General features: G+C 40.8%; 16 protein-coding genes. 14 read left to right on the top strand and 2 right to left on the bottom strand.

Translation table 11 applies throughout. The annotated features are described in order from the left end of the window. The first annotated feature begins 66 nt into the window (after positions 1–66). Together MKY51_RS14785 and MKY51_RS14780 are read left to right on the top strand one after the other, a co-directional pair. Positions 67–642 carry a TetR/AcrR family transcriptional regulator gene (locus tag MKY51_RS14785; RefSeq protein ID WP_339173462.1) on the top strand — a complete coding sequence of 192 codons (576 nt, stop codon included), beginning with the start codon at positions 67–69 and terminating at the stop codon, positions 640–642. A 90-nt stretch (positions 643–732) separates the two neighbouring features. Next, positions 733–2919 carry a YhgE/Pip domain-containing protein gene (locus MKY51_RS14780; RefSeq protein ID WP_339173460.1) on the top strand — a complete coding sequence of 729 codons (2187 nt, stop codon included), beginning with the start codon at positions 733–735 and terminating at the stop codon, positions 2917–2919. Between the two features lie 161 nt (positions 2920–3080). Here the strand turns inward: MKY51_RS14780 and yhfH are convergent, their stop codons facing one another. Next, complete coding sequence (gene yhfH, locus MKY51_RS14775) at positions 3081–3206, bottom strand: protein YhfH (RefSeq protein WP_008406441.1); 126 nt, start codon at positions 3204–3206, stop codon at positions 3081–3083. 139 nt (positions 3207–3345) lie between these two features. On the opposite strand from yhfH, the gene MKY51_RS14770 reads away from it, so the two are divergent. The 7 genes from MKY51_RS14770 (at position 3346) to MKY51_RS14740 (ending at position 13731) form a co-directional block, all read left to right on the top strand. Then, a complete protein-coding gene (locus tag MKY51_RS14770; RefSeq protein ID WP_339173458.1) occupies positions 3346–4338 on the top strand; it encodes a lipoate--protein ligase in 993 nt (330 codons plus the stop codon). 154 nt (positions 4339–4492) lie between these two features. Continuing rightward, positions 4493–5197 (top strand): response regulator transcription factor, encoded by a 705-nt coding sequence (locus MKY51_RS14765; RefSeq protein WP_339173456.1) that lies wholly within the window; start codon positions 4493–4495, stop codon positions 5195–5197. Next, complete coding sequence (locus tag MKY51_RS14760) at positions 5197–6180, top strand: sensor histidine kinase (RefSeq protein WP_339173455.1); 984 nt, start codon at positions 5197–5199, stop codon at positions 6178–6180. The genes MKY51_RS14765 and MKY51_RS14760 overlap by 1 nt, the downstream gene beginning before the upstream one ends. 49 nt (positions 6181–6229) lie before the next feature. Beyond that, entirely contained in the window at positions 6230–7003 is a 774-nt protein-coding gene (locus MKY51_RS14755) for an ABC transporter ATP-binding protein (RefSeq protein WP_339173454.1), read from the top strand. Next, positions 6975–8909: an ABC transporter permease gene (locus MKY51_RS14750; RefSeq protein ID WP_339173452.1), complete on the top strand. Its 1935-nt coding sequence runs from the start codon at positions 6975–6977 to the stop codon at positions 8907–8909. Before MKY51_RS14755 ends, MKY51_RS14750 begins: the two co-directional genes overlap by 29 nt. Before the next feature lie 138 nt (positions 8910–9047). Beyond that, complete coding sequence (locus MKY51_RS14745; protein WP_339173451.1) at positions 9048–10598, top strand: fatty acid--CoA ligase family protein; 1551 nt, start codon at positions 9048–9050, stop codon at positions 10596–10598. Between the two features lie 1159 nt (positions 10599–11757). Continuing rightward, positions 11758–13731, top strand: a complete 1974-nt coding sequence (locus tag MKY51_RS14740) for a S9 family peptidase (RefSeq protein ID WP_339173449.1) — start codon at positions 11758–11760, stop codon at positions 13729–13731. A gap of 52 nt (positions 13732–13783) precedes the next feature. Here the strand turns inward: MKY51_RS14740 and MKY51_RS14735 are convergent, their stop codons facing one another. Beyond that, the gene (locus MKY51_RS14735) at positions 13784–14560 is read right to left on the bottom strand and encodes an enoyl-CoA hydratase-related protein (protein ID WP_339173447.1); all 777 of its coding nucleotides are present in this window, start codon (positions 14558–14560) and stop codon (positions 13784–13786) included. Positions 14561–14679: 119 nt separating this feature from the next. Between MKY51_RS14735 and MKY51_RS14730 the strand changes: the two genes are divergently transcribed. The 5 genes from MKY51_RS14730 to lgt all read left to right on the top strand — a co-directional run bounded on the left by MKY51_RS14730 (position 14680) and on the right by lgt (position 19262). Then, positions 14680–15918: an HDOD domain-containing protein gene (locus MKY51_RS14730; RefSeq protein ID WP_339173445.1), complete on the top strand. Its 1239-nt coding sequence runs from the start codon at positions 14680–14682 to the stop codon at positions 15916–15918. Positions 15919–16034: 116 nt separating this feature from the next. Further along, complete coding sequence (locus MKY51_RS14725; protein WP_339173444.1) at positions 16035–16889, top strand: YitT family protein; 855 nt, start codon at positions 16035–16037, stop codon at positions 16887–16889. A gap of 51 nt (positions 16890–16940) precedes the next feature. Beyond that, entirely contained in the window at positions 16941–17255 is a 315-nt protein-coding gene (gene cccB / locus MKY51_RS14720; protein ID WP_339173443.1) for a cytochrome c551, read from the top strand. A gap of 172 nt (positions 17256–17427) precedes the next feature. Continuing rightward, on the top strand, positions 17428–18366 hold the full coding sequence (gene hprK / locus MKY51_RS14715) for an HPr(Ser) kinase/phosphatase (protein ID WP_339173441.1): 939 nt from the start codon (positions 17428–17430) through the stop codon (positions 18364–18366). Between the two features lie 23 nt (positions 18367–18389). Beyond that, positions 18390–19262 (top strand): prolipoprotein diacylglyceryl transferase, encoded by an 873-nt coding sequence (gene lgt / locus MKY51_RS14710; protein WP_339173439.1) that lies wholly within the window; start codon positions 18390–18392, stop codon positions 19260–19262. Positions 19263–19402 lie beyond the last annotated feature (140 nt).

Below are 19402 nucleotides of genomic sequence, written 5' to 3'. Positions count from 1 at the left end.
ACGGTGTATAATAGTGACTGAATGACCGAAGTGTTCATTTGGTCACTTTTTTGAGGAGGTGGATTTATGGATCGTCGACATGAAATTTTAATAGCTGCTACAAAGTCTTTCACATTATTTGGCTATAAGGCAACAACGATTGAACAAGTTGCTAAAATTGCAAATGTAGGGAAAGGGACTATTTATACGTTTTTTAAAAATAAAGAAGAGCTATTTCAGGAAGTTGTATTCCATTTAATCGGTGAAATGAAGCGCGAAACAGATCAGCTAATCGATACAAACGCGAGCTTTATGCAAAATGCCCATACAGCATTGATGAAAATGCTGCAGTTCCGTGAGCGTCATTTACTGTTTGCCAAACTAATAGAAGAGGAAACAGCACTGGGCACTCCTGAAGTACAGCAAATGCTGTTAAAAATCGAGTCGGAAATCATTTCATATGTCTCTTCGCGGATTCGTAACGGCATTGCAAAAGATGAAGTCATCGATTGTAATCCTGAACATGTCGCTTTTTTATTGTTTAAATCGTATTTGGCTTTTATTGTAGACTGGCAGTTGACACATAAAGAACCACTAAACGAACAAGAAATTCTGACATTATTCAGCGAAACCATTTTCCGTGGTTTGGCAAAGAAAAAGTAGTTGTCACTTCCAGGTGAAGTGCTTTCTTTTTACCGTAAAATGACCGAATGACGATATTGGTCATATAGTTTTTTGAAGGAGGAAATTAATGTGATAAAAGCAGAATGGCTGAAGATTTTTAAAACGAAGAAAATGCTTATTTCAGTTATTGCCGTTCTATTTGTTCCTGTTATGTACAGCGGGATGTTCTTATGGGCATTTTGGGATCCATATGCCAATTTAAAGGACTTACCGGTTGCCGTTGTCAATGAAGACACCGGAGCTGTAATGGATGAGGAAACAATGGAGCTCGGCCAAACATTGGTCGATAAGCTGATAGAAAGTGAACAATTCCACTTTGAGGAAGTTGATGCAAAGGAAGCGGACCAAAAATTAAAAGATCAAAAATATTATATTTTAATTAAAATTCCGGAAAACTTCTCAGAGCATGCCACTACATTATTAGATGATGAACCACAGAAATTGGTTATTGATTATATTCCAAATGAAGGTTTCAACTTTTTAGGCGCACAAATTGGTGAAACGGCAATGGATCGCATTAAAGCGGAAGTAAATACGCAAGTTTCAGCAACATATGCGGAAAAATTATTTGATTCCATTACACAGCTTGGTGACGGTTTTAACGAGGCAGCAGATGGAGCAGGGCAACTGGATGAAGGGGCAGCAAAACTGGCTGATGGCGCTGAAGAGCTAAAAGGCTATTTAGAGCAATTGGCATCAAGCTCTGTTCAATTATCCGATGGTACTGACACATTAGTTACTGGTGCTAAAAGTGCTGCAAAAGGTGCTTCCGATCTGGCGGCAGGTGTAGCAAAAATTGCGGATGGCAGCAGCCAATTGGAAGCAGGAGCAAAATCTGCAGCAGATGGTGCAACTACACTGCAACAAGGTATTGAAAGCTATACGAACGGTGTAGCACAAGTCGCGAACGGACAAAAGGATCTTACATCCGGTCAGGCAAGCTTAGCTGAAAACCTGAAATTATTAACACAAGGTACAGCGAATATCGATGACAAAGTAAAAGCGCTGGCAGATGGTTCAGCTAATGTAGCAGGCGGTATGGATCAGTTGGCAGCCCAGCTGGAAGCGATCTTACCAATGCTGCCAGAAGAAAATCAAGCAGCATTAAAAAATGCACTAGCTCAGCTTCAAGAAGGCAGTAAACAAGTAAGTGGCGGTTTAAGCCAGCTACACGCAGGAACTAACGGATTGGACGATAAAATTGCGGCAATCAGTGAAGGTGCAAATCAATTAAATGCAGGGCAACAACAAGTAACTGCAGGTGTTTCACAATTACAGCAAAATTCTGCACAGTTGATAGCAGGTGCTAAATCATTGGCACAAGGCAATACGACAATTGCCGGAAAACTAAATGAATTATCAGCAGGCGCATCAAGTGCTGCAACAGGTGCCAACACATTAGCGCAAGGTTTGAACTCATTAGTAGATGGTTCGAATAAATTATATGACGGCACTAGCTTATTGGCTGAAAAATCAGGTGAGTTGGCACAAGGTTCTACTACTTTAGCCGACGGTACGAAAGAGTTGAAAGATGGTACGACAACTTTATCTGAAAAATTAACGGAAGCCGGCGAAAAAGCCGCTGTTAATCCGACTGAAGAGACATACGATATGGTCGGTTCTCCAGTGGAAGTCGAAAAAGAATCTGTCAACCATGTACCGAATTATGGTACAGGTTTTGCACCATACTTTATTTCATTAGGATTATTCGTTGGGGCACTATTAATTTCGATTGTATTCCCATTTGTTGAACCAGCCGTTATCCCGAAAAACAGTGCAAGCTGGTTTGTAAGTAAAGTAACAGTATTAATCGGTGTTGGATTGGTACAGTCATTTATTACGATTGCCATTGTTGTTTGGGGTCTTGGACTTGAGGTAAATAATATGCCGCAGTTCATTCTGACAACAATTATTACTAGCTTTACATTTTTAGCTATGGTTCAATTGCTTGTATCAGTGTTTGGTGATCCAGGACGATTTATTGCCATCGTCGTGTTGATTCTTCAATTAACAACTAGTGCAGGGACATTCCCGATTGAGCTAGTACCAGAGCAATTGCATTTCTTCAATAAAATTTTACCGATGACGTTCTCTGTACAAGGCTTCAAAGCAGCCATTTCAACTGGTGACACATCATTCTTAATGTTCAACTGGTCGATTTTAGGTGCAGTGATGGTTTCATGCTTAGCAATCACTTTCGGTTACTTTGCATTGCTTTATAAAAAACGTTATTCAAAACAACCTACAGAACAATAAAAAGAAAAAGCATGGATTCGGGTATTTTCCCTTGAATCCATGCTTTTTTTATACAGAAAAACCACGAGCATTGAGCAAACTCGTGGTTCATGAAAGTTATTATAGGTTCATCTTACTAAGATGAAGTTGTCAGTAATGCGAATTAAACAGTGTAAAAAGAATTAAAGAGAGTTACATTTATCACAATTGTTGCTGTAGCACTCGCTTTGTTCTTCGATTTTATCACCGCATTGAACGCAAATTTTATCAGGTAGATTCTTGAAAAATTCCACTACGTTTTCTAACATTGTGCATGCCTCCTTTAAGTTTCTGTTATATTACTTCTGTTTATATATTGTATTGTATTATAACAGTTTTAATTCGTCAACACAAAATGCCTAAATTAAGTTAAAATATAAATGGACGATTTTTGAAGGAGTGAGCCTTTTGTATTTTATCGATAATAAAGGAATTACAGATCCGCGTATTAACTTGGCAATAGAAGAGTATATACTGAAAAACATGGATATCGAAAAGGATGATTTTTTACTGTTCTATATTAATCAGCCTTCGATTATCATCGGAAAAAATCAAAACACGATCGAAGAAATCAACACAGATTACGTTGAAGAAAACGGAATCATCGTAGTACGTCGTCTTTCCGGCGGTGGGGCAGTTTATCATGATTTAAACAATCTGAACTTCAGCTTCCTGACAAAGGATGACGGCAACAGCTTCAGCAACTATAAAAAATTCACACAGCCTGTTGTTGATGCACTTGCAAAATTAGGGGTTAACTCTGAGCTTTCAGGCCGTAACGATATTTTGGCTGAAGGGAAAAAGGTTTCAGGCAATGCCCAATATTCAACGCGTGGCCGCATGTTCAGCCATGGGACACTTATGTTCGACCTGGATATTGATGCTGTCGTAAACTCACTTAAAGTAAAACAGGACAAGATCGAATCAAAAGGAATTAAATCCGTGCGCTCGCGTGTTGCGAATATCATTGATTTCCTTCCAGAAAAAATTACGGTAGAACAGTTCCGTATGGAAATTTTAAAATCGATTTTCGGTGGCGAGGAAAATATTCAATATTACGAGCTAACGGAGCAGGATTGGGAAAACATCCATGAAATTTCAAAAAACCGTTACCAGTTATGGGAATGGAATTACGGAAAATCACCGCGCTTTAACATTCAAAAAACGAAGCGTTTCCCTTCAGGCAGCCTGGATATTCGCCTGGAAGTGAACAAAGGGGTCATTGAAGAGGCAAAAATCTTCGGAGATTTCTTTGGTGTCGGTGATGTGGATGAGGTTGGAGAACTTCTGGTCGGAACGAAATATGACCGTGCCGCAATTGCAGAAAAGCTGAAAGATATTGAAATCCCTGTATACTTTGGCGGGATTACGGAAGAGGATTTTCTTCATTTAATTTACTAGCAGCTTGTCAGTCAACATGAATGTAATAGAGAGTGTAGAAAAGGAGGCTCCTGTTTTCGGGAGCCCCCTTTTTTTGATACAATGGAACAATATGAACAATTAACTTATGTAGGGATATTTTAGTTGAAAACCTATCGAAAAGGAGGTCATTCAGATGGAAAAACATCGAATTTTCATCGTTGAGGATGATCCTAAAATAGCTGCACTATTGGCAGACACATTAAGAAAATACCAGTACGAAGTCGAGACGATTAAAGACTTTGATTCATTAATACAACAATGCTTAGCATTTTCTCCGCATATCATTCTACTCGACATTAATTTACCTTCCTATGACGGGTATTATTGGTGCCGGGAGCTGAGACAGTTTACGAAATGTCCGATTTTATTTATCTCCGCTCGCTCGGGGGAAATGGATCAAATATTCGCACTGGAAAATGGCGGAGATGATTTTATTATGAAGCCGTTTAACTATGAAATTGTGCTCGCTAAAATTCGCAGTCATTTGCGCCGTACATATGGAGAATATTCTGCAAGGCAGGAAGAGCGGAAAATTGTACAAGGACAGCTTACATTGTATTTGGAACGGATGGAACTTCAATTGAAGGATCTCGTCGTTCCGCTTCAAAAGAAGGAAAGTGTTATTTTAGGATTGTTAATGGGACAAGCGCCAAAAGTCGTGTCACGCGAACAGCTGTTGGAGGAATTGTGGGATGATCAGGCATTTGTTGATGAAAACACATTAAATGTGAATATGACGCGTGTTCGGAAGAAGCTGGCTGACTACGGCATTTCATCTGTTATTGAAACAGTGCGCGGAGCAGGGTACCGCTTCTTATTAAGCTCGGAGGAAATGTAATGGCGATCAAACTATTTGTGAAGGAGCATCTTTCCTATGTGATCTTTCAAGTCGTCCTCACATTATTTTTGCTTTCATTATTTTGGCTTGATGGCTTTCGCAGTATCACTACTGCCATTTATGCGATTGCGATCAGCCTTCTTTTAATCCTCTCCTTTTTAGTTGTGCGCTATATGTTGAGACGCCGGTATTTGGCGAAGATTTCCACGTTGCCTCAAACGATGGAGGATGCGCTTCAAAAGAATGCGAAAACAACGGAATATATGGAAACAGAGCGTTACTTGCATGAGCTGTACAAATTGTATCAGCATGAAGTGCAGGCGCTTTATGCGGCCCAGTCCAGACAATATAAATTTATGAACCAGTGGGTACACCAGATGAAAACCCCTGTCTCAGTTTTGGAGCTTTTGCTGCAGCAGGATGATGAGCTGGATAAAAAAAGTGTGCAGGAAGAGACCGAACGTTTGAAGCGCGGTCTTGAAATGGTTTTAGTGAATGCACGTCTGGAAAACTTTTCGGATGATATGCAAATCGGGAAAGTGCCTTTGAAATCAGCAATCATGGCAAATGTTAATGAACATAAACGTCTGTTTATCGCCAACCGAGTGTTTCCGGAAGTGAACATTGATGACGAGTTAATCGTCATGAGTGATATGAAATGGCTGAACTTCCTTATTGGGCAGTTCATTACAAACGCGGTGAAATATACATTTGAGCCAAATAAAAAATTGTATATTACGGCGGAGCAAAAAGAACAGCATGTCCATTTGTTCATACGTGATGAAGGGGTTGGCATTCCCAAATCCGATTTACCCCGTGTGATGAAGCCGTTCTTTACAGGTGAAAATGGACGGAAAACCGGTGAATCTACCGGCATGGGACTCTATATCGCAAAGGAGATTTGTGATAAGCTCGGACACCAGCTTTTGATTACATCGGAAGTTGGTAAAGGTACACAAATTGAAGTGATTTTTCAGTCATGAGAGATTATTTTTTGATTGAAAGAAACAGACTTGGTTAAAAGGAGTTGCTATGTCTATTTTACAAATTCAAGATGCTACGAAAGTTTATGAAGGAAAAGTGACGAAGCGAGCGCTCAACCAGCTTAGTTTTGAAGTCGAAAAGGGTGAGTTTGTCGCAATCATGGGTCCATCAGGCAGCGGGAAAACGACGCTTTTAAATATGGTATCGATGATCGATACGCTGACATCCGGTGAAATTATCTTCAACGGGATGAAGCCGCAAAAGCTCAACAGTGAGGAACTGGCCTATTTCAGACGCCGCCAGCTTGGTTTCGTCTTCCAGGACTTTAATCTGCTGCCGACATTGACGGTGGAGGAAAATATCATTTTACCGCTGACTATTGATGAACAGCCGATTGCTGTCATGGAGGAACGGTTGAAATATTTAAGTGAGCTGCTCGATTTGACGCCAATTTTAATGAAGCGACCGAATGAAATATCAGGTGGACAAGCCCAAAGAACAGCGATTGCACGTGCACTGATCCATCAGCCGATGCTTGTTTTAGCGGATGAGCCGACAGGGAATCTGGATTCGAATGCATCGCGGGAAGTGCTGGAGCTTTTGGCAAGAATGAATAAAGAGAACGATACGACGATTTTAATGGTGACACATGATCCGATTGCGGCGAGTTATTGTGATCGTGTAATTTTTATTAAAGACGGCGAATTTTTCAATGAAATTTATACAGATGATCGTCGCCAAACATTTTTCCAAAGGATTTTAAATGTATTAAGTTTATTAGGGGGACATGTAGGTGACTTTTCTTCAATTCGCTTACCGTAACGTTTTCCGTAACTTCCGTAACTATGCAGCTTTTTTCATGGCCAGCTTTTTCAGTGTATTTGTATTCTTTATTTATTCGATGCTTATGTTTCATCCTGAAATCGAACGTGGTTTTTTAGGGGAAGTATCGATCGCCGGAATGGTGTTTGCGGAAGTCGTTCTCGTGCTGTTTTCGTGGTTTTTTATTTTCTACTCGATGCGTGCCTTTTTGGAAGCGCGCTCTAAAGAGTTCGCGATTTTACTGCATCTTGGCATGGACCGGAACCAGCTAGGAAAACTGGTTATTATCGAAACGATGACAATCGGTATTTTCTCCTGTATTTCCGGTATTGTATTCGGGTTCGCATTTTCGAAGTTTTTCTTCATGATTGTCCGTGAAATTTTAAACTTAAATGCATTGCCGCTCTATTTGTCATGGGAGCCGTTTGTGCTCACATTATTCGTTTATTTGAGCGCCTTTATCGTAATCTCGACATTGAGCATTCTGTTTACACCGGACATTAAAATACGGAACTTCATAAGAGGACCGAAGTTTGTGGATGCGGCAGTATCCTATTCAAAGCGTAATGCTATTTTAGGAATCATTCTTATTTTATGTGGATACGGTCTGGCACTCATCACAACGAAGTCATCGATTTTTTCGTATACATTACTGATTCCTGTTTTCGTGACATTGGGAACCTACTATTTCTTTTCCGATACGACACTTTATATTATTGACCGGTTGAAGGGGCATAAGCAGTTTTACTGGAAACGGGCACGCATGCTGGCGATTGCCGAACAAGTGCAGATTTTACGTTTCAATTCACGCATGTTTTTCATTGTGACACTCGTATCGACGCTTGCCTTTTTAACGGTCGGTGTCTTATCGGCGATGTCTTCCTATACATCGCAATATGACAAAATCAATCCAATCGGCCTCATCTATAAAGGGGAAATGGATAATCCATATGAAATTGAACATATTTTATCGGTCATTGATGAGCTGGAGTTTAACGGCATTAGTTATCATATGACGCGCTTTACGGTCATGCGCCAAACTTCGTCGTATACGTCGAATCCGGTAGAGGTTTTCCGGGAAACGGATATTAACCATCTGCTGTTTTCGTATAAATATCCGCTCGTGAATTTAAAAAGCGGGGAAGCGATGTTCATTCCTTATTCGGAGGATTCAATTGAAAAGCTGGAGAGAACAGAAGTAAAGACAGTGTTGAAGGAAAACAATGTGGACCTGACGATTAACAGTGTGTACCCGAAAATGTTTTTCCCGACAGCTATTATTAGCAGTAACTCCATCATTATTAGTGATGAAGACTTTGAAAAGCTGACAAATGAGTTCGAGATGGCACCATATGTCGAGCCCGGCTATCATCTATTTACGTTTGATATCCCTAACTGGACTGAAACGAAAAATGTCGGAATTGATATTCAGCAGATGGTCGCCCGCGATTACTTGATCAACAGTGAATATACATTGCCGTTTTACTTTGAAAATGCGGGTTTAAATTATTCTTATATATTAGCTACGTATTCTTTATTAACACTTATCGGTATATTAGTAGTAGCTGTGTTTTTACTTGCATCGGGAAGTTTCGTCTATTTCAAAATTTATGCGAATTTGGACCGGGAGAAAAAACAGTTTGATATGCTCATTAAAATAGGGTTAAGCGGTAAAGAACTGAAGCGTCTCATTACGAGAAATTTAATGATTCAATTTTTCCTGCCGTGGGGATTAGCCTTTGTGCATAGCGCATTTGCGTTCTATGTTGTGCAAACCGTATTGAACGATGTCATGAATTTATCGATCGTAAAAGAAGTTGTGTTTTCGTTTACAATGTTTGCACTTATCCAAATCGTCTACTTTTTCCTTATCCGCTGGCGCTATATTTCACATGTGCGCGGATAAATACAAAATAGAGAAAATATGATTTTAGTACAATATTTGTGAATAAACGAGATTTTCGTATTGTTTTATTAATATACTTATTCTATAATGCTAATAGAGTGAAAATTTTTTCATTTTACGCATAGGGGGATGGGTGTATTGAATTTAGTTGAAAAGGTAAGACAACAAGCTTTCGAACAACCAGAAAAAACAGCGTACTACTTTTTAGGTAAAGGCACATCTTACGGTGAATTGGAGCAATCGGTTGCACGCTTTGCAGCTGCTTTGGAAGATTTAGGTGTAAAAAAAGGCGACCATATCGCATTTTTATTAGGGAATACACCGCACTTCATCATCAGTTTATATGCATCAATGCGTATTGGTGCTGTGGCAATTCCGATTAATCCAATCTATACAGCAGATGAAATTTCATACATTATCCAAAATGGTGATGTAAAAGTTGTCATCGCACTTGATTTATTATTACCGCTTGTGGAAGCAGGGGTGCATAGATTCCCACAAGTAGAACAGTATATCATTTGCGAAACGACAGAAGACATCGGCGAAAAGTATGCCGCGCTTTCAGATGGAGCAAAAGAAAAGACGAAGCTGTTTTCACAAGTATTGGCTACAACAGCACGTACAACGGATCCTGTAGAAATCGCGCCGGATGATACGGCGATTATTCTATATACTTCCGGTACGACAGGTCATCCGAAAGGTGCCATGCTGACACATAATAATTTATTCTCGAATGCCAGAGATATTGGCGATTACTTAAAAATGACTTCAGAAGACCGTATCGTGGCAACATTGCCGGTTTTCCACGTCTTTGCATTAACGGTTGTTGTCAATTCACCGTTAACACGCGGAGCAACAATCTTATTGGCGCCACGCTTTAGTCCGGGAGAAATTTTTGAATTGATTTCGACGTATAAAGCAACGGTATTTGCGGGTGTTCCGACAATGTATAATTTCCTTTATCAATATGACAAAGCGGATGTTGCTGCATTCTCGACAATTCGTTTAGCGATTTCAGGTGGTGCGTCATTACCTGTATCATTGCTGCATAACTTTGAGCAAAAGTTCAATGTACGAATTTCTGAAGGATATGGCTTATCGGAAGCTTCACCGGTTACTTGTTTCAACCCGACAGACCGTGAGCGTAAACCAGGCTCAATCGGACAGTCGATCAGCAATGTTGAAAATAAAGTAGTCGATGAAAATGGCGATGAAGTGGGCGTTGGTGAAGTTGGCGAGCTGATCGTACGCGGACCGAATGTCATGAAAGGCTACTACAATATGCCGGAAGAAACAGCAGTAGCTATTCGCGACGGCTGGTTATATACAGGTGACTTGGCACGAAAAGACGAGGAAGACTACTTCTACATCGTTGACCGCAAAAAGGATATGATTATTGTAGGCGGTTACAATGTGTATCCTCGTGAAGTGGAAGAAGTATTGTTCTCACATGAAGGTATTGTGGAAGCGGCAGTTGTAGGCTTCCCGGATCCGGATTTTGGTGAGTCGGTACATGCTTACGTTGTGTTAAAGGATCCGACGTTAACAATTGAAGCGATTCGCGAGTTCTGTGCAGACCGTATTGTGAAATACAAAGTGCCGACTGTTATTGAAATTTTGGACGAGCTGCCAAAAAATACAACAGGCAAAATTCTGCGCCGTTCTTTAAAAGAAATCGCAAGAACATAACATTTCAACACCTGCCATCTTGGCGGGTGTTTTTTTAAATGGTAATAAGGTGCCGGTGTTTCTATCGTTGCTTATATTGGGAGGCGATGTGCTTTCGCAAGGCGCCTTGCTTACTCATAGGGTTCAGCCTTCTTATAAGGGTTCTTATAAGGTTCCGGTGTATATTGGCGGGCTAAGCACAAAAGTCACCAAGCCATGTTGCACATGTCTTTGCGACTTTTCTTCGTGCTTTGTGTAACGCCCGCCAATCATAAAGTGCCGTTGTTTCCATCGTTGTTTATATTGGGAGGCGCTGTGCCTTTGCAAGGCGCCTTGCGTACTTATAGGGATCGGCCTTCTAATAAGGGTTCTTCTAAGGTTCTGGTGTTTATTGGCGGGCCAAGCACAAAAGTCACCAAGCCATGTTGCACATGTCTTTGCGACTTTTCTTCGTGCTTTGTGAAAGGCCCGCCAATCATAAAGTGCCGGTGTTTCCATCGTTGCTTATATAGGGAGGCGCTGTGCCTTCGCAAGGCGCCTTGCGTACTTATAGGGATCAGCCTTCTTATTAGGGTTCTTATAAGGTTCGGGTGTTTATTGGCGGGCAAGCACAAAAGTCACCAAGCCATGTTGCACATGTCTTTGCGACTTTTCTTCGTGCTTTGTGAAAGGCCCGCCAATCATAAAGTGCCGGTGTTTCTATCGTTGCTTATATTGGGAGGCGCGGTGCTTTCGCAAGGCGCCTACTTTCTCATAAAGTATCACCTTTTTTAGAAAGGAGAAATATTTTTTGTAACAAGGGCTATCATTTTTTATAAAGAAAGATTAACTTTGTGCGTAGAACCGGAAATGTGCTTCTGCGGTGTCTGCAACAAGTTGCAGACATCCTCGGCGCAAATGCAAATAGTGCATCATGAGGCATGCACTATTTGCATTGCCTACCACTGTAAGCGCCGACTAAAGGGCGTTACGATTTAGAGCCGGACACTTTTGATTTGGCGGGTGTTCCAAGCTGCTATGCGGCACACGCCCAAAAAAACCCGGAACTATATAAGAAGCTCTATGAGGAGAGGGGTTAAACTTTTATTCTACATATTTTTATAGAATTATATTTTGAAATTTCAAATAAAAGATGGTACATTGTTATTACGGAAATCGAAATAAATGAAGAGGTGTTTTAATGACAAAGTTAATTACAAAAGAAAGCTTGTTCGAAATTCAATCTATTACTAATCCGGTACTTGCGCCAAATGAGCAAGAGGCGGTATTTATTCGAACAGAGATCAATAAAGAAGAAAATAATTACAATGCCCATTTGTTCCATATTGATTTGGAATCAGGGGAAACAACGCAATGGACTTACGGCAATGAACGTGTGACAAATCCGCAGTGGTCTCCGAACGGAAAACAAGTCGCATTTTTAGTGAAGCGCAATGAAAAACAGCAACTATACATATTAAACAGCCGTGGTGGGGAAGCACAGGAAATTACGACACTACCAAATGGCGTCAATTCATTTTTATGGAGTCCTTGTGGTCAGAAAGTTTGGATTACAAGCACAGTGAAAAAAGGGCTGGATATTACGAAAGAGGAAGAAAAGGAAGATTCGAAATTCCCGAAAGCCTATGTCGTGGATAAAATGAAATACAAAGCAGACAGTATTGGTTTATTAAAACAGAACCGCTATACACAAATTGCTTCTGTTGATTTAGCTGCGAAAGAAGTAAGTACTTTTACAGAAGGCGATTATTCACATAGCTTACAGGGCATTTCACATGATGGGAAAACATTGGTGATCGGTGTGAACCGTGAAGAAAATACGGATCAAGTTTTCCGTACACCGCTTTACCTAGTGGATGTAGACACGAAAGAAGAAACAGTTCTAATAGATGAAGATGGATACTTTGGTGGTGCTGAGTTTTCATTTGATGACCGTTATATTGCATTTGGCGGTTCGGATCATTCATTCAGAAATGCTACACATGGCCATGTTTATATTTATAATACGGAAACGAAAACAACCATAAAGCTGACGGAAATGCTGGACTTACCGGTTGGCGATTATGCGGTTGCTGACATTCAGCAAGGTGTATCGGCTCCATCTGTAGTGTGGACGGAAAACAATGATTTGTACTTCCAAGTATCGACTGAAGGGGATATCCGCTTATATTATGCAACGTTGGAAGGCGCACTTTATCCTGCTTCACCGGAAAATGAGCATGTATACGGCTATGCAATCTTTAAAAACGGCAACCGTGCACTAATGACGGTATCCAATGGAACTTTCCCTGGAGAGCTGTTTGACTTTGATATTACTACAGGGGATCGTAAGCAGTTAACGACGTTTAACGAAAAGTTTTTACAAGAGACGACGCTGTCTGAACCGGAAGCGATTTCGTACACATCAAAAGACGGTTTGACTGTACATGGCTGGATTATGAAGCCGGCACAGTATACAGAAGGTGAAAAGTATCCGTTAATTGTCGAAGTGCACGGTGGACCACATACTTTATATGCAAATACGTTTTTCCATGAGATGCAGCTATTGGCGGCGAAAGGCTATGGGGTGCTTTATGTGAACCCACGAGGCAGTCATGGCTATAGCCAGGAGTTTGTTGATGGTGTGCGCGGCAATTATGGTGATGGGGATTATGAAGATATTATGGCTGGTGTTGATTATGCACTGGAAAACTATGCATGGATCGATGAGTCACGCTTAGGAATTACGGGCGGAAGCTATGGCGGCTTTATGACGAACTGGGTTGTTGGTCATACGAACCGCTTTAAAGCAGCTGTTACCCAACGCTCGATTTCAAACTGGATCAGCTTCTACGGTGTATCGGACATCGGCTATTATTTCTCGGAATGGCAAATGCTCGCTGATATGAATGATGTAGAAAAACTTTGGCACCACTCACCGCTGAAATATGCGGCTAATGTTGAAACACCATTGCTGATTTTGCACAGTGAACGTGATTTCCGTTGCCCGATCGAGCAGGCAGAGCAACTTTATATTACGCTTAAGAATATGGGCAAAGAAGTCGGCTTCGTCCGTTTCCCTGAATGTGACCACAACTTGTCACGTACAGGAATCCCGAACTTACGATTAGAACGACTTGAGCAAATTACAGGTTGGTTTGAGAAATACTTGTAAAATATAAAACAGGGCTTCCTACTAGAGGGGCCCTGTTTTCCTTTATTTATATTTATCTACCTTTAAACTGAGGGGTTCTTTTTTCCGCAAAAGCATTCAGTGCCTCAATGCGGTCTTCAGTAGGGATTGTCAGTTCATAGGCTTTTCGTTCAATTTGAAGACCTGTTTGAATATCTGTTTTCATTCCTTGTTTAACAGCAAATTTAGCTTGCTGGATCGCAATCGGTGCATTACGTAAAATAAGTGCGGCAAAGTCGGCCGTCACTTCGTGTAAGCTTTCCACCGGTGCCACTTTCGTTACAACACCATAATCAAGTGCTTCATGGGCAGTCATCCGTTTTGCTGTCAAAATAAGCTCCAATGCTTTTGCTTCTCCGATTAAACGCGGCAGTCGCTGTGTTCCGCCAGCACCAGGAATGATGCCTAAGCCCGTTTCTGTTAAGCCGAGTGAAACCGTTTCAGCCGCAATACGGAAATCGCAGGCAAGTGCAAGCTCAAGCCCGCCACCAAAGGCATAGCCGTTTAATACACAAATCGTCGGTTGCGGCAATTGCTCAATGAGCGTGAATACTTCTCCGAACCGGTTTAAGTTGCGTTTCACTAGTGTATCCGGCAATGTTTTTCGTTCTTTTAAGTCTGCACCAACTGAAAAGGCTTTATCACCAGAACCTGTTATAATGACAAGGCGAATATCAGGGTGGATTTGGATTGATTCCATTACATTTCTTAGTTGTTCCAGCATTTCAAAATTAAAAGCGTTTAACATATCGGGGCGATCAAGTGTTACATATGCAATGAAGTCTTTTTGCTCGTATTTTACAGTATTCACATTTACTGCCTCCTTGATTTTTGTTAATCTAATTTTATAGTACATTGGAAAATTGTAAAATAACAGCAAATTCCATAATAAATAGAGGGAAAATATACAAGTATTGGGGAAATTACTAAATGGAAGTTTTTGTTGGGCGACAACCTATATTTAACAAACATGAAGAAATCGTAGCGTATGAGTTGTTGTATCGAAATAATTACACCAACCAGTTTCCAAATATTGATGCCGATACAGCAACTGTTGAGCTGTTAATCAATTCATTTCTTTCGATCGGCATTAGAGAAGTAGCCAATGGAAAGCCATCCTTCATTAATTTTACGGAAAACCTGATTATGCAGGAATCTGTTGATTTTATTGAGCATGGACAAATTGTCATTGAAATATTGGAAGATATTCCGATTACAGTGGCATTGATCGAACGGCTTAAACAATTAAAACATGCGGGAAATAAAATTGCGCTTGATGATTTTGTTATTAATGAAGAAGTTTTAATTTATGATGATCTTTTTCAGTACGTTGATTATATAAAAATCGATTTTTTACTTACAGATGAGAATGAGAGAAAAACAATCGAAAATAAGATTAAATCAAAATTTCCTCATATTAAACTATTAGCAGAAAAGGTAGAAACACGTGAGCAGTACGAAATCGCGAAAGAATCCGGTTATTTTTTATTCCAGGGCTATTTCTTTGAAAAACCACAAATACTGACGGCCAGAGACATACCGGCGAACCTGTTTCAATATTTCCAGATTATCTCGTTGCTGCGGGATGATGAGACAAATATTGATGTCTTGGCGGACAATATCGAACGGGAGATTTCGTTATCCTACCGGTTGCTTAAATTAATCAATGGGTCGTCGAGACGTCCGAGAACGAAAGTCCGCTCGATTAAGCAGGCTATTTTATTATTAGGGTTAACGGAATTGCGGCGGTGGATTTATTTACTGGCGATGCGTGAATCCGATGTAAATCGAAATAGCGATGTATTTCAGGAATTAATGTATGCATCGTTGTTCAGAGCAAAGGCATCTGAAAAAGTCGCCCGTCTGAATTACAAAAAGAACTTTTCTGAGTATTTTTTAGTCGGTCTGTTTTCGTTAATTGATTCCCTTTTAAAGCGGCCGATGAATGCCATCGTGACACAATTGCCGCTATCGGAAACGATTTTGGAAACAATCTCCGGTGAACAGACGGAGATGACGCTGTATTTACAGTTTGCTACAGCTTTAAGTAAATTGGACTGGGATAAAGTCATCCCTCTAGCACGCCAACTAAATATACCGGTTGAAGGGCTTTTGCCGATGTATGAAGAAGTGAAAGTTTGGGTTGATGAGGCATTAATAATCGAATAAAAGCTGAAGAGAAGGCGTCCTATTATGGGGCGCTTTTCCTTTAGTTAGATGAAGTTCTCATTTAATGTAGGATTTGTTATAATTCAATGGAATTTACAAAAGAAGCGAGGATTTGTATGACATATAGCGCACAGAATTCTGTGAAAAACAGTGTAATGGAATATGTATTTGTCATTGTCGGCGCAGCGGTTATTGCGCTCGGCTTTAATGTGTTTTTATTTCCAAACCAGGTCGCATCCGGCGGGGTAAGCGGGATTAGTACAATTCTCCATGGAATGTTCGGGTGGAATGCCGGGATTGTTCAGTACGCGTTTAATATTCCCTTATTTATAGCAGGCGTGCTTGTGCTGGGGAAAAAATTCGGGATAAAGTCCTTTATTGGTACGGTTGCTCTTCCTTTCTTCGTTATCTTAACGGAAAGCTGGGATCCTTGGACGCTGAACCCATTATTGGGGGCTCTCTTTGGCGGTATTGTAGTCGGTTTAGGAATAGGTCTTGTATTTAAAGGGAATGCTTCAACGGGCGGTACGGATTTGCTTGCTCAAATTATTACGAAATATACAGGCTTAACATTAGGGACAAGCGTGCTGGTCATCGATGGCCTGATCGCGGTTAGTGCAGCCATTGTGTTTGATCTTGAAAAAGGGCTGTTTGCGTTAATTGGCTTATTTGTTACGACAAAGACAATTGACATTGTGCAGTTAGGATTCAGCCAATCGAAAATGGTTTACATTATTACACAAAAAGAAACGGATGTACGCGATGCGATTTATAAAGAGATCAATCGCGGGATTACGAGGCTTCCGGCATTTGGCGGTTATACAGGTGAGCAACGTCCTGTACTCATGGTCGTTGTATATCAAACAGAGTTCACAAGGTTGAAACAAGTGCTGAAAACCGTTGATCCTCAAGCGTTTGTCATTGTTTCCGATGCCTATGAAGTACTGGGCGAAGGTTTCAAAAAAGTATAAGTTTGTTATAATCGGTAGTGGAATAGAAGTTCATTGTTGGAGGGGTTCAGAATGAAAAAGAGTTTACTTACATTAGTTTTTGGATCAGCCATTTTCCTTGCTGCGTGCGGTGGAGATGATTCGGCATCAAACGGCGGCGAAACAGCTGAAATCGACGGGAAAAGTGTTGTTCAGCAATCATGTGCAACATGCCATGGCGGCCAATTACAAGGCGGGAATGCGCCAGCGTTGAATCAATTAGGGGCAAAATATTCGGAAGAAGAGATTTTGGATATTATTTTAAATGGTAAAGACCGTATGCCTCCTGGTATTGTAAAAGGCGAAAAAGCGGAAGCAGCTGCAGAGTATTTATCAACATTAAAGTAAGTTATACATAAAAAAGATGGAGCTTTATTCGCTTCATCTTTTTTTCCCTTTTGAGCGAATGATCCCGTGATATGATTGATAATTTAAAAAACTAAGCACGTTATATATTGGAATCGGGTTAGACATGATAAAATACAGTGGAGATGCTAGAAGATAGGAGCGTACCAAATTTATGATTCAAGTAATTGCGAAAGATGTTATGGAAAAGTTTAATTTGGAGCTAGTCAGTGGAGAAGCCGGGGTTGGACGATACATAACGACGAGTGATATATCCCGTCCAGGTTTGGAAATGGCCGGTTATTTTACACATTATCCAGCTGACCGTGTTCAGCTGTTAGGTAAAACAGAGCTCTCGTTTTTTGAAATGTTGCCTGTAGAGGAAAAAAGAAGCCGGATGAAGCAGCTTTGTTCGGATGAAACACCGGCAATTATTATTTCGCGTGGTTTGGACGTGCCTCAGGAACTGATCGATGCATCGAATGAAAATCATGTCCCAGTACTTGTTACGAAGCTTACGACAACGAGATTTTCGAGCAGACTGACAAACTTTTTGGAGAGCAAGCTTGCCCCGACAACGGCGATTCATGGTGTGCTTGTTGATGTATATGGTATTGGTGTTCTGATTATCGGGAAAAGTGGTGTCGGGAAAAGTGAGACGGCACTTGAGCTTGTAAAAAAAGGACATCGGTTAGTGGCAGATGATAGTGTGGAAATTCGTCAGGAAGGCGAAAACATGCTTGTTGGATTCCCGCCGCCATTATTGGAGCACCTGCTGGAAATTCGCGGTATTGGCATCATCGATATTATGACACTGTTCGGTGCGAGCGCAATACGTCCCTATAAGCGTATTACATTAATAATAGAGCTTGAAACATGGGATCCGGAAAAGTTTTATGATCGTCTAGGACTAGATGAGGAAAAAATGAAAATTATTGATTCAGAAGTTACGAAACTGACAATTCCAGTACAGCCAGGACGAAACGTATCGGTAATTATTGAAGTAGCTGCGATGAACTACCGACTGAAGAAGATGGGTGTCAATGCTGCGGAGGAATTTTCACGTCGTCTGGACGATATGCTTGTTCCGAATGATGAAATAGACGATTATTAAGAGGTAGTTGAAGGGAGAAGTTTATGGTTACAAATTTATTAGCAATTAACCCGGTGGCATTCCATTTAGGACCAATACCGGTGAACTGGTACGGAGTCATTATCGGCTTCGGAATTGTCGTTGCCTACTTTCTGGCACAGAAAGAGTCGGTTCGCCGTGGGTTAGATCCGGAATTTTTCGCCGACCTGCTCATTTGGGCAATACCGATTTCAATTTTATCAGCCCGTGTGTATTACGTTGTGATGAAGTGGGACTACTATAGCCAGCATCCGGGCAGTATCATTCAAATTTGGAATGGCGGTATTGCAATTCACGGTGCATTGATCGGAGCGTTTATTACAGCATACATATTTACGAAAAAGCGCAAAGTGAGCTTCTTAAAACTGGCCGATATTGCAGCACCGAGTATTCTCGTTGGTCAAATTATTGGACGATGGGGCAACTTCGTGAACCAGGAAGCTTATGGCGGCCCTGTTACACGTGAGTTTTTGGAAGGTCTGTTTTTACCGAACTGGCTGATCGAACAAATGTATATTCGTGAAGACGGAAACTATGTACACCCGACATTCCTGTATGAATCATTATGGAACGTAGTCGGCTTAGTCATCTTGCTGTTTGCCCGCAAGTTAAACTGGCGACGCGGCGAAATGTTTTTCTTCTATTTAATCTGGTATTCAATCGGACGTTTCTTCATCGAAGGCTTGCGTACAGATAGCTTATACTTAGTAGGCGATTTACGCTCAGCCCAAGTCGTTTCAATCATCGGTATCACAGTCGGCATCATTGCCATCGTTTATCGCCGCATGAAAGTAAAACCGGTTATCCACTATTTAGATGACGAAAAACCTGTTGCGACTAAAAATAATAGTAAAAATAAGAAGAGTAAGAAGAAATAATTTTAGTAAGATGTTAAGTAAGTAAACGAAATAAATAAAAAAGTTGGTTGATTGGAATGGAGGGGAGTCGAGTGTTCGTGCTGACGGTTTCACCTTTCGCACTGCAAAAACACAAGCTGACGGCAAACGCCTTTCGCTAC

This window comes from Solibacillus sp. FSL R5-0691 (assembly GCF_037974225.1).
GTDB lineage: Bacteria > Bacillota > Bacilli > Bacillales_A > Planococcaceae > Solibacillus.
Note: the sequence above shows the minus strand (reverse complement) of the source record. Positions and strands in the feature narration are given on the sequence as shown.

Bases quoted from the DNA above. Each gene is read 5' to 3' on its own strand.
- MKY51_RS14785 (WP_339173462.1), top strand. From the start codon at position 67: ATGGATCGTCGACATGAAATTTTAATAGCTGCTACAAAGTCTTTCACA.
- yhfH (WP_008406441.1), bottom strand. From the start codon at position 3,206: ATGTTAGAAAACGTAGTGGAATTTTTCAAGAATCTACCTGATAAAATT.
- MKY51_RS14765 (WP_339173456.1), top strand. From the start codon at position 4,493: ATGGAAAAACATCGAATTTTCATCGTTGAGGATGATCCTAAAATAGCT.
- MKY51_RS14760 (WP_339173455.1), top strand. From the start codon at position 5,197: ATGGCGATCAAACTATTTGTGAAGGAGCATCTTTCCTATGTGATCTTT.
- MKY51_RS14755 (WP_339173454.1), top strand. From the start codon at position 6,230: ATGTCTATTTTACAAATTCAAGATGCTACGAAAGTTTATGAAGGAAAA.
- MKY51_RS14740 (WP_339173449.1), top strand. From the start codon at position 11,758: ATGACAAAGTTAATTACAAAAGAAAGCTTGTTCGAAATTCAATCTATT.
- MKY51_RS14730 (WP_339173445.1), top strand. From the start codon at position 14,680: ATGGAAGTTTTTGTTGGGCGACAACCTATATTTAACAAACATGAAGAA.
- MKY51_RS14725 (WP_339173444.1), top strand. From the start codon at position 16,035: ATGACATATAGCGCACAGAATTCTGTGAAAAACAGTGTAATGGAATAT.
- cccB (WP_339173443.1), top strand. From the start codon at position 16,941: ATGAAAAAGAGTTTACTTACATTAGTTTTTGGATCAGCCATTTTCCTT.
- hprK (WP_339173441.1), top strand. From the start codon at position 17,428: ATGATTCAAGTAATTGCGAAAGATGTTATGGAAAAGTTTAATTTGGAG.
- lgt (WP_339173439.1), top strand. From the start codon at position 18,390: ATGGTTACAAATTTATTAGCAATTAACCCGGTGGCATTCCATTTAGGA.